Below are 9,863 nucleotides of genomic sequence, written 5' to 3'. Positions count from 1 at the left end.
CTGAGATCGACTCCTGCTCTTTCGCTTCATCCTGGGGCGCAAGCGCCAGCATCGCTTCCGCCGGTGATCTTTCGGCGCATCACTTCCCCGGACGTTCCTACGGGCATCACTTCCTGGCGAAGCCAGCCTTGCGTCCCCGGATGCTTTTCCGGGCATTGCATCCTTGCGCGATTTTTGCCAGCATCGCGACCTGGGATTTTCTTCCCAGCCTTGCGTCTAATTTCAGCAGTGACTGTCTCTCTCTCTGCTCTCGTGAGCGCAGCGAACCTCTCGACAACGCTCTTTCTCGATGGTCTTTGTTTTCCCGGCGCAAGCCGAACTGGCCTGCGCAGCAGACTGCCCTTTGCGAAGAAAAGAGTGGCCACCGAAGGTGACTGGCGTTTATTTCCCTCCTGCGCAGCAGCATCACTTCCCCGGATGTACTTCCCAGCCTCACTTCCCGACGAAGTCGGCCTCGCCTCCTTCTGAAGGCAGCCTTGTGTCTTCCAAGTGCTGTTTCACATGCATTACGTCCATAAATCAATCTTGGTATAATCAAGAATCGCGATACTATCTGGAATTCTTGCAGCTTCTGCAGGGGAGATGAGTCTTTGAGATCGAAAGTGGGTAACGCAACCGTCTATGCTATTCTTGGAATTCTTTTGGGAACTCTTGCTCTTTTAGACTATCTCTTCCCGTTGAATCACATGCCTGTACCTGACGGACCTCATAAGGTTGGATTTCGTTCTTTCGAAGTAAGAAATCCCGAACCGATTGGAGTTGCTGGTCTAAGCTACTCGGATTCTACGAAGATAGGTCTGGATATCTGGTATCCAGGAGATGAGGTTTCCGGTTATGAAAGAAAGGGTTGGATAAACAATGATCCGATTATCTTTGAGGGGTTCGAGATAATGACCGGTTACCCGAAGGGCCTGTTCGAGCATCTATACCGAGTACGAACTAATTCATTCATAGGCGCGCCGCCATCCATGAACTCGTCTGGCTGGCCCGTTATCATATTGCTTCTCGGTTGGTCATCAATAAGTGAATTACATACCTCCCTGGCCGAGTCCCTGGCTAGCAGCGGATATCTTGTCGCAGGAATAGAGCACCCGGGCGCCTGTGCAGTAGTGACATTTTCGGACAATAACGTCTACTATTTTTTGGGAAACGACCTTCTTGACGGCTTGCCTGAAGGCACAAGAGAGAATAAGCTCAGGTTTCTGTCAGAGTATCTTTCTCGTGATATAGACTATGTAATTGAGTTTCTAAAAGAGATGAATGAAGATCCTTATTCAGATTTCTATGAAAGATTGAATATGGAGGACATCGGTCTCTACGGCCATTCCGGAGGCGGGAGCGTTGCCTTACGGTATGCGCTTTCAAACGAAGAAGTTCCGATGGTCCTGGCCGATCCTACCCTTGAAGGTTTCACCATTCAGGAATTGGTTTCAGGGCTTTCAAATCCAGTATTATTGATGACTTCAAGTGAATGGGAATCCGGTGTCAATGGCGAGTTTCTTTCAGTGGTTTCGAAAGATTCTGCCAAATCGAACTACAACTTAAGCATAAGCGGCATGAGACATGTCGACTTTGCAATGGTCAGAAATCTCTCTCCACTAACTTACTTCTTCGGCGAGACAGGAAGGTTCATGAACAAGAGAGATGCGGTAAATTACCTGGACAGCGCGGTGAAGTTCTTCTTTGATAGTATCTTTTTCGGAAGAAGCATAGAGGAGCTTTTCAAGCTCTCGGATTCCGTGCCCGAATTCTCTTTGAGTGAGTATTAGTCTCTTCTATTGAAGTCATATTCACTATTTATCAGTAGCTCGGCCATCTTGAAGTCGAGAGGAGTAGTTATCTTTGGGTTTGGAGCGATCGAGTCGACAGTAACCACTCTGCCGCCAAATCCTAAGAAAAGTTGCGCATCATCAGTTGAGCAATGAATCCCTTCTGCGGCTGCTTTTCTGTGTGCCTGCAGGATTTCGCAGAACGGGAAGGTCTGTGGGGTCTCTGCCCGTCTGAGATTACTTCTATTAGGAACGTCAACCACCACTTCATCTTCCACCAGATAGACTGTATCTGTTGCTTTCTCAGTTACTACGACTCCCGTTCCAGGTGTAATAAGTCTAAGGATCTCCGGAATCTGCTCTTTCGAAAAGAAAGGTCTTGCTGCATCGTGGATCATGACTATCTCTGGTTTGATTCTTTCGCAGAACAAAAGCCCGTTGTGAACGGACTCTTGCCTTGTCTCTCCTCCAGATACCATACTTACCGAGTCGATTCCCCTTTTCTCGAGAATCTTCCTCGCCTGACCTATCCAGTCTTTGTGAACGACCAGCACAATGAAATCAACATAAGCAGATCCGTGAAATACTTCCACGGATCTGACGAATATCTCTTTTCCTGAAAGAGGCATAAACTGTTTTGGAAGAGAGGAATGCATTCTCAGTCCTAGACCGCCTGCTATTATTAGAGCCCCTGTTTTCATCTAAGTAAATGAACCACAAGTCCACTGCGCAGTTTTGGTTCGAACCAGGTTGATTTCGGAGGCATTATCCTTCCCTGATCGGCGACAGCCAAAAGCTCCTCCATCGAAGTGGGGAACATTGAGAACGCGACCGCCCAGCCATTGGCTATTCTGTTCTCAAGAGCCTTCAGTCCTCTTATTCCTCCTACGAAGTCGATTCTGGAATCCTTTCTTGGATTGTCAATTCCAAGAATGGGATGGAGAAGATTCTTCTGAAGAATGTCTACATCGAGGCTTGAAACAGGATCGCTTTCATCAAAAGTGCCCTCTCGGGCCGTCAATCTGTACCACTTGCCTGTCAGACACATTCCAAATTCGTGTCTCTTAAGAGGCCTGTATGGAATATTGGGAGCTTCTTCAACATCGAAAGCCTTGCTTACCTTTTCGATGAAATGCGATTCGGTCATGCCGTTCAAATCCTGAACGACTCTATTGTAGTCCATTATCTTTAGATGAGAATGCGGAAACGCAACGGCCATGAAGAAGTTGTATTCTTCGTTCCCTGTATGTGCTGGATTTTCCTTCTTGAAAAGCTCTCTTACCCTGGAAGACGAAGCTGCTCTGTGATGACCATCGGCAATATACATGCACTCGACACTTGAAAATGCAGCTCTCAGTTCATCGACCTTCTCTCTTTCCTTTACTGCATAAAGTCTATGTTCAACATCATTTTCATCGATAACACGCATTGATAATGGCAGTTCCTTGGAGTATCTCTGAAGAATCTTCTCAAGCCCTTCATTTGCTCGGAACGTCAGGAAAACCATGCCCGTATTTGCACCGGTGGTTCTTATGTGTTTAACTCTGTCCTCTTCCTTGTCCTGCCTCGTTAGCTCATGTTTCTTTATGAGGTCTTTCTGATATTCATTTACACTGGCTCCTCCAACCACTCCGATCTGAACGTGGTCTTTCATCTTCTGCCAATAGATGTAGTACATCGGCTCATCTTCCTGCACGAGAATTCCATCCCGGATCATTCTATCAAGGTTATCCCTTGCCTTCAAATAGATCGTGTCGGCGTAATGATCGGTTTCCATTGGAAGGTCGATTTCTGCCCTAATCACATGCATGAAACTCTCGGGACTCCTCCCGATCTCTCTCGCTTCTTCAAATGAAACAACATCGTATGGTGGGCAGTTCACCTTTTGCGCCATTCCTTCTGCAGGTCTTACTGCTCTAAATGGTCTAAAATCAGACAAAGCCTATCCCTCCTTAACAAAGCGCGTGAAATAATCTTTTTGGAGATCAAACATCTCTTCTCCTCCATTATCGTATCCTTCATGAGTGTACCCTAGAACATGTAGGACGCCGTGAATGAGAATGTAGTATAGTTCTTCCTCAAAAGAATTGTCGAACTCAGCAGCTTGCTCAGAGATTCTGTCAAGCGAGATTACTATATCACCAATAGTTTCCTCTTCCAAGCCGTACTGGAAAGAAAGAACATCGGTTGATTCATCTTTGTTTCTGAATTCCCTGTTTATGCTTTTGATTTCTGAATCGCCCGTGAGCAGAATGTTCAGTACCCCCGGATTTTTATCACCAAGCTCTGCTCTTATTACTTTCTCCGCGATGTCAACTACTATGTTCTCTTCTACCTTCCTCTGTGTCTTGTTTTGTATCAGAATCTCCATTGAAGGACACCACCTTTTCGGTAGCCTCTTTAGGGTATTCAATTCTTGGCTGATTCATACTCATTAGAACTCTAGTGAAAGCTTCAATGATCTTCTCAAGATCATCGAGATCTAATCCACTTTGATCAAGCTGCCTTTCATTGTAGATACCGTTGACGACCTCTTCAACAAGCTCTTGAGTCTTTGCGGGAGTAGGTTTCTTTATACTCTTGAACGCTGCTTCAACGGAATCCGCCAGCATAATTATCCCAGACTCCTTGAACTGCGGCTTCGGACCAGGATATCTAAAGTCATCGCTTCTCTCTTCCTGACCCATCGTCTTGGCTTTGTGAAAGAAGAATTTCTTTATTCTTGTTCCATGATGTTCTTTTATTACGTCCTCTACAAGAAGCGGAAGCCTATACTTTCTAGCCTGTTCGATTCCTTGTTTCACGTGTTCATTTATAACGAGATTTGACATTGATGGCGTGATATTGTCGTGAGGATTTGCCCCCTCTTGCTGGTTCTCAGTGAAGTACTGCGGACGTTTAGACTTTCCGATGTCATGAAAATAGGCTGCTACTCTCGCCAGTATGGCGTTTGCTCCTATCCTCTCCGCGGCAGCTTCAGAGAGATTTGCAACGGAGATGCTGTGATAGTAGGTCCCTGGCGCGTATATCGACAGATTCTTCAGCAAAGGATGGGATAGATTTCCGAGTTCCAGCAAACCCGTATCCGAGTAAATCCTGCTTGCGTACTCGAGATAGGGTATTATTCCAATTACAATCACAGACGACAATATGGGATTAGCAAAAGCTATTAACAGATCGACCGCACGAATTGCCTCTCCTTGAAGTGACATTCTGACCCCATTTACCACCGTAAATATCAAGCTAACTTCGAAACCGGCTCTAGCGATCTCAATTCTTCTCTCTATAGCTCTTGTGGTAAGAGCTGTTGCAAGAACCACCACCGACAACAGTATGAATGTTTCCAGAGAGTTGTCGAGATTCGCAGATGCAAGGAAGGACATGAACAGACCGCTGCCAATCCCCTCCTGGTAACCAATCAGAACTGTCACAATTGAAACACTCAGAAAAATCGGTGTCATTTCCGGTAGAAGTGCTTCGTCTGCAAGAGAGGGTACAAAAGAATTCACAAAAACACCAAAAGAAACAACAGAAAAGAAGGTTATTCGATAAGCTCTATGAAGGTTGAAATACCTGTTACTTTTGACGGATCTCTCCGCGAATATGTACCATAAGATCGCCGAACCCACGAAGTAGAGAAATGGTTTTGAAGGAAGCGAAAGGAACGGCAATCTATTGAGCAGTGCTAGGAATATGGGAAAGGCCACGAAATTTGTGAGATCTTTGACATTCAGAAGTCTCTCAAGAGGAAACTGAACCTTTGATATTTCACTATTCTTCGTCTTTTTCTTCTCGTTCATACTCATCGTATGCCTTTATAATGTCCTTAACAAGAGGGTTTCTCACAACATCCTGATCCGTCAAATATGAGAAGCCGATAGTTTGGATATCTCCAAGCACTTTCTGAATGACCACTAAACCCGACCCTGAATCTCTAGGAAGGTCAATCTGAGTAATATCCCCAGTCACAACTACTCTCGAACCAAATCCAATTCTAGTAAGGAACATCTTCATCTGCTGGTAGGTTGTGTTTTGAGCCTCGTCAAGGATGATGAATGAGTTGTTCAAAGTCCTTCCTCTCATATAAGCAAGAGGGACGACTTCGATTATCGAACTCTCTCTGTAGTAGGCGAGTTTCTCAGCGGGTATCATTTCCATGAGTGCGTCATAGAGAGGTCTCAGATAAGGATCTACCTTATCGAGAAGAGTGCCCGGAAGATATCCCAATTTCTCTCCGGCTTCTACGGCGGGTCGAGTGAGTATTATCCTTTGTACCTTACCTGACTTCAGAAAGTCTACTGCCATAGCTACAGCAAGATAGGTTTTCCCGGTCCCTGCAGGGCCAATGGAAAAGACGAGTTCTTTCTCCTTCATCGTCTTCATATAGTTCTTCTGCCCGATGGTTTTCGGTCTTATCCTGTTTGAAAGCAGTGTTGTTTCCTTTACTTCGTTGTAGACGCCCTTGAAGCTTCCACCATCCTCGTCATACTGCAGGTGTTGATCTACTATATACTCAAACTCCCTCCACTCAACAAGATGGCCATCTCTGCTTATCTGAACAAGTTCATCCACTATCTTTCCGGCAATATCTATTCCTGTTCCATCTTCGCCTTTTATCCAAATCTCATCACCGATGATCGAAATCCTTACATCCAGCTTCTTCTGAATATACTTAGCTTTTCGATCATACTCCCCGAAAAGCTCGGCGACTTCAACCCCTGTTGGTAGACTGAGCTTTCGTATCGCCAAAAAAACACCTCCTACTCCAGAGATTATACATTAATATTTTCGGATAAGGAGAGTCCGATGATCGTGGCTTCACTCTTCTCCATCACTTCGTGTCGGATTTTTGGCGGAGCAGTTGAGCTCAGCAAGGAGATCTCTAATCCTTCTTGTAGTCAAACCAAATTCCTTTGAGAGTTCGTTAATATCGTTTCCGAGGACTTCTGAACGTTGTTGGAGTAGTTCCTGAGAGGCGCTTTTATAGACTTCCTGGAGAAAGTCTTTGTAGGTTGTTCCGTTTACTATTCTAGCCACCATCGCCTCTTCGGCGAGAAGTTTGACATTTTTCGACATCGAAGAGTTTACGGAAGCTTGAACAACATCGTTGACCGCGAGATACTCTTCAACCATGTTGATCAACTCCCTGACGTTGCCTGGGTAGCCGTAGGTAAGAAACCTCTCCTTAAGCTCTTTAGGGATATTATCGAATTTTACAAGGTATCCCTTCTTCTCTAGAACGTCGTCAAAAATCAGCGGGATGTCCGTCTTTCTCTCTCTTAGCGGTGGGAGATCTATCTTCACAGCCGAAAGTCTGTATCTTAGGTCATTTCTTAATGCAGAATCATCATATCTGTTCGTTGCCGTTATGAACCTAACATCTACCTTCATCGGTTTTGTCGCGCCTATTTTGAAGAACTCCCGGTTTTCTGTTATTGCAAGTATCTTGGCCTGCAGGTTCAGCGGCATGTCTCCGATCTCATCTAGAAATAACGTCCCGTAGTTCGCCTGCTCAATGAGCCCCACTTTCTCTGCTGTTGCTCCGGTGAAGGCCCCCTTCTTGTACCCAAAGAGCTCGCTTTCCAGTAAGTTCTCCGGTATCGCCGCGCAGTTTATCGAATAGAAGGGCCTGGAACCTCTTGGAGAGAGCTTGGCTATTACTTCTGCAAGTAGATTCTTGCCAGATCCCGTCTCTCCGAGAATCATTATTGAGCCGTCATAAAACATAGTGAGGACCATCATCTTCTTCATCTGAAGAACTCTATTGCTTTTTCCGATTATCTTATCCAGGCTGCCGTCGATACTGGATACTATCTCCTGAACTATCTGCCTCGCACTCTTGTAGCTGCTGACAACGCGGTAGTAACCTTTGAACTCCTGCAGCTCTTCAGAATAACCCCTAATGATGAATGCCCTGATTGGATTGTTATTAATAAGGATAATATTCGTGAAAGCGAAGATCCAGTCGTTGAGAACATCTTTGCTGTATTTGCTCGCGTCTATGAAAAGAATCGTCGGCATATCCTTTCCAAGACCGACCAGATAGTCGAAGTCGACATCAAACAGGCTTTCGAAATACATCTCGCACTGCATGGATTCAAGATTCTCTCCAACCATGATCTTTCTGTAGAGCAAAATCACACCCCCAAATTGTTAAGTGCCGCCTTAGTGATTATACAACGCATGCTTTTCCATGATGGCATCAAAACACTCTTACTAATCGACTCATAGAGGGAGATTTCTTTCAGCTGTTGAACTTGTATGCCGAAGATGAGCTTTGCCAACCCTTTAGTTGTACTATATAATTGGTTAGAAGAGAAAAGGAGGCTTGATATGGATTACAAGAGCCGCTATCAGAGGTGGCTTAATAGCCCCGAAATCGATGGACCTACCCGAAATGAATTGCTCTCTATATCGAACAGTGACGACGAGATAAAGGACCGCTTCTATAAAGAACTCGAGTTTGGTACAGCAGGTTTAAGGGGCAAGTTGGGCGCTGGCGACAACAGGATGAACAAGTACAACGTTGCCAGAGCAACGCAGGGATTGGCGAATCTGATTCTTACCGGAAGTCTTGAGCAAAGGGATAGAGGTGTTGTAATCGCCTACGATTCCAGACATATGTCAAGAGATTTCGCCGAAATTGCAGCGTCGGTACTCACAGCAAATGGAATAAAAGTCTACCTCTTCAATGATATAAGGCCAACACCGCTGCTTTCCTTCTCCGTTCTTACACTCTCAACAGTAGCGGGAATAATGATTACCGCCAGCCACAATCCAAAAGAGTACAATGGGTACAAGCTATACTGGGAAGATGGGGCTCAAGTACTGCCCGAAGTGGCCGACAAAGTCTACACCCAGATGCGAAAAACAGAGCTGTTTGTTGGCCCGAAGACGATCCCTCTTGAAGAAGCAAGAAGGAATGGACTGCTGGTTGATGTGGGTAAGGAGCTCGATGATCTCTACATCTCTAAGGTCTTGTCACTTACCCTTCGAGATTCAGAGGAGGAGCTGGACAAATCAATAAGAATCGTCTTCACTCCTTTGAATGGTACCGGCAACGTCATGATACGTCGTGTATTGAGAGAACGGGGCTTCAATAATGTTTTTGTGGTTCCTGAACAGGAGAATCCAGATCCAGACTTCTCTACAGTTGGTTATCCAAATCCTGAAGATGTTAGGGCCTTTGCACTTGCTAGAAAGCTCGGGCTTGAAAAGAAGGCCGATTTGCTTCTTGCAACTGATCCAGATGCTGATCGTCTCGCAGTAATGATCAAAAAGAATGAGGACTATGAACCACTTAACGGGAATCAGACGGGGGCACTCCTCGTTTGCTATCTTCTTCTATCAATGAAAGAGAAGGGAGTTCTACCTGAAGATGGCTTCATCGTTAAGTCTATAGTAACGGGAGACATGGCGAAAACGATTGCGGAAGAGTACGGGGTAAGAACTTTCGAAGCGTTAACTGGATTCAAGAATATCTGCGGAAAAGCCATTGAAATTGAAGAAGGTGGAAAGGGGAGATTCATATTCGGATACGAAGAAAGCATAGGTTATGTCACGGGAAACTTTGTAAGAGATAAGGATGCCGTTTCTTCATCCATGCTTCTTTGTGAGATGGCAGCTTATTTCCTAAAGAGAGGAAAGTCATTGTTGAACGTACTCGATGAGCTATATGTCAAATACGGTGTCTTCTCGGAGAAGCAGATATCAATAATTCTTGAAGGCGTATCGGGACAAAAGAGGGTCGACAGAATTATGAAGGAGTATAGGATGGAGTACCCCGTTGAGATAGGCACTTCGAGAGTGGTGAATTACATAGACTTTCTGAGCGGCGTTAATACTGATCTTCATACCGGAAAAGCGAGCGCAACGAAGATTCCAATCTCCGATGTCATTAAGTTCATCTTCGATGATGGTTCATGGTACGCGATAAGACCGTCGGGAACAGAGCCCAAACTGAAGGTTTACATCTATGCTAGAGCGAAAGATAAAGACGAGGCGTTAACTAAACTAGTGAGAATAGAGCAATTGGTACTTGAGAAGATAGAGTCCATACAATGATCTGATTCTTCTATCTGGACTGGAGGTAGT

At 45.2% G+C, this 9,863-nt stretch carries 8 protein-coding genes; 2 read left to right on the top strand and 6 right to left on the bottom strand.

Features of this window, described 5'->3' with window-relative positions:
- The first annotated feature begins 590 nt into the window (after positions 1-590).
- Complete coding sequence (locus B3157_RS03425; RefSeq protein WP_292588843.1) at positions 591-1,769, top strand: hypothetical protein; 1,179 nt, start codon at positions 591-593, stop codon at positions 1,767-1,769.
- Here B3157_RS03425 and B3157_RS03420 read toward each other — a convergent pair.
- From B3157_RS03420 to B3157_RS03395, 6 genes are all read right to left on the bottom strand, one after another.
- Positions 1,766-2,470 carry an IspD/TarI family cytidylyltransferase gene (locus B3157_RS03420; protein WP_292588841.1) on the bottom strand — a complete coding sequence of 235 codons (705 nt, stop codon included), beginning with the start codon at positions 2,468-2,470 and terminating at the stop codon, positions 1,766-1,768. The two genes, B3157_RS03425 and B3157_RS03420, sit on opposite strands and share 4 nt — an antisense overlap.
- Complete coding sequence (locus B3157_RS03415) at positions 2,467-3,708, bottom strand: DUF1015 domain-containing protein (RefSeq protein ID WP_214060430.1); 1,242 nt, start codon at positions 3,706-3,708, stop codon at positions 2,467-2,469. Before B3157_RS03415 ends, B3157_RS03420 begins: the two co-directional genes overlap by 4 nt.
- A gap of 3 nt (positions 3,709-3,711) precedes the next feature.
- Entirely contained in the window at positions 3,712-4,140 is a 429-nt protein-coding gene (gene ybeY / locus B3157_RS03410; protein ID WP_292588838.1) for an rRNA maturation RNase YbeY, read from the bottom strand.
- Positions 4,082-5,575, bottom strand: coding sequence for an HDIG domain-containing metalloprotein (locus B3157_RS03405; protein ID WP_292588837.1), 1,494 nt, complete (start codon positions 5,573-5,575; stop codon positions 4,082-4,084). Before B3157_RS03405 ends, ybeY begins: the two co-directional genes overlap by 59 nt.
- Positions 5,541-6,518, bottom strand: coding sequence for a PhoH family protein (locus B3157_RS03400; RefSeq protein ID WP_292588835.1), 978 nt, complete (start codon positions 6,516-6,518; stop codon positions 5,541-5,543). The genes B3157_RS03405 and B3157_RS03400 overlap by 35 nt, the downstream gene beginning before the upstream one ends.
- Before the next feature lie 69 nt (positions 6,519-6,587).
- Positions 6,588-7,910 carry a sigma 54-interacting transcriptional regulator gene (locus B3157_RS03395; RefSeq protein ID WP_414674280.1) on the bottom strand — a complete coding sequence of 441 codons (1,323 nt, stop codon included), beginning with the start codon at positions 7,908-7,910 and terminating at the stop codon, positions 6,588-6,590.
- A 192-nt stretch (positions 7,911-8,102) separates the two neighbouring features.
- On the opposite strand from B3157_RS03395, the gene B3157_RS03390 reads away from it, so the two are divergent.
- Positions 8,103-9,833 carry a phospho-sugar mutase gene (locus tag B3157_RS03390; protein ID WP_292588832.1) on the top strand — a complete coding sequence of 577 codons (1,731 nt, stop codon included), beginning with the start codon at positions 8,103-8,105 and terminating at the stop codon, positions 9,831-9,833.
- Positions 9,834-9,863 lie beyond the last annotated feature (30 nt).

The organism is Mesotoga sp. UBA5557, from assembly GCF_002425715.1.
Classification (GTDB): domain Bacteria; phylum Thermotogota; class Thermotogae; order Petrotogales; family Kosmotogaceae; genus Mesotoga.
Note: the sequence above shows the minus strand (reverse complement) of the source record. Positions and strands in the feature narration are given on the sequence as shown.

What these genes read in the sequence shown, in the direction of transcription:
- B3157_RS03420 (WP_292588841.1), bottom strand. Translation starts at nt 2,470, where the DNA reads ATGAAAACAGGGGCTCTAATAATAGCAGGCGGTCTAGGACTGAGAATG.
- ybeY (WP_292588838.1), bottom strand. Translation starts at nt 4,140, where the DNA reads ATGGAGATTCTGATACAAAACAAGACACAGAGGAAGGTAGAAGAGAAC.
- B3157_RS03405 (WP_292588837.1), bottom strand. Translation starts at nt 5,575, where the DNA reads ATGAGTATGAACGAGAAGAAAAAGACGAAGAATAGTGAAATATCAAAG.
- B3157_RS03390 (WP_292588832.1), top strand. Translation starts at nt 8,103, where the DNA reads ATGGATTACAAGAGCCGCTATCAGAGGTGGCTTAATAGCCCCGAAATC.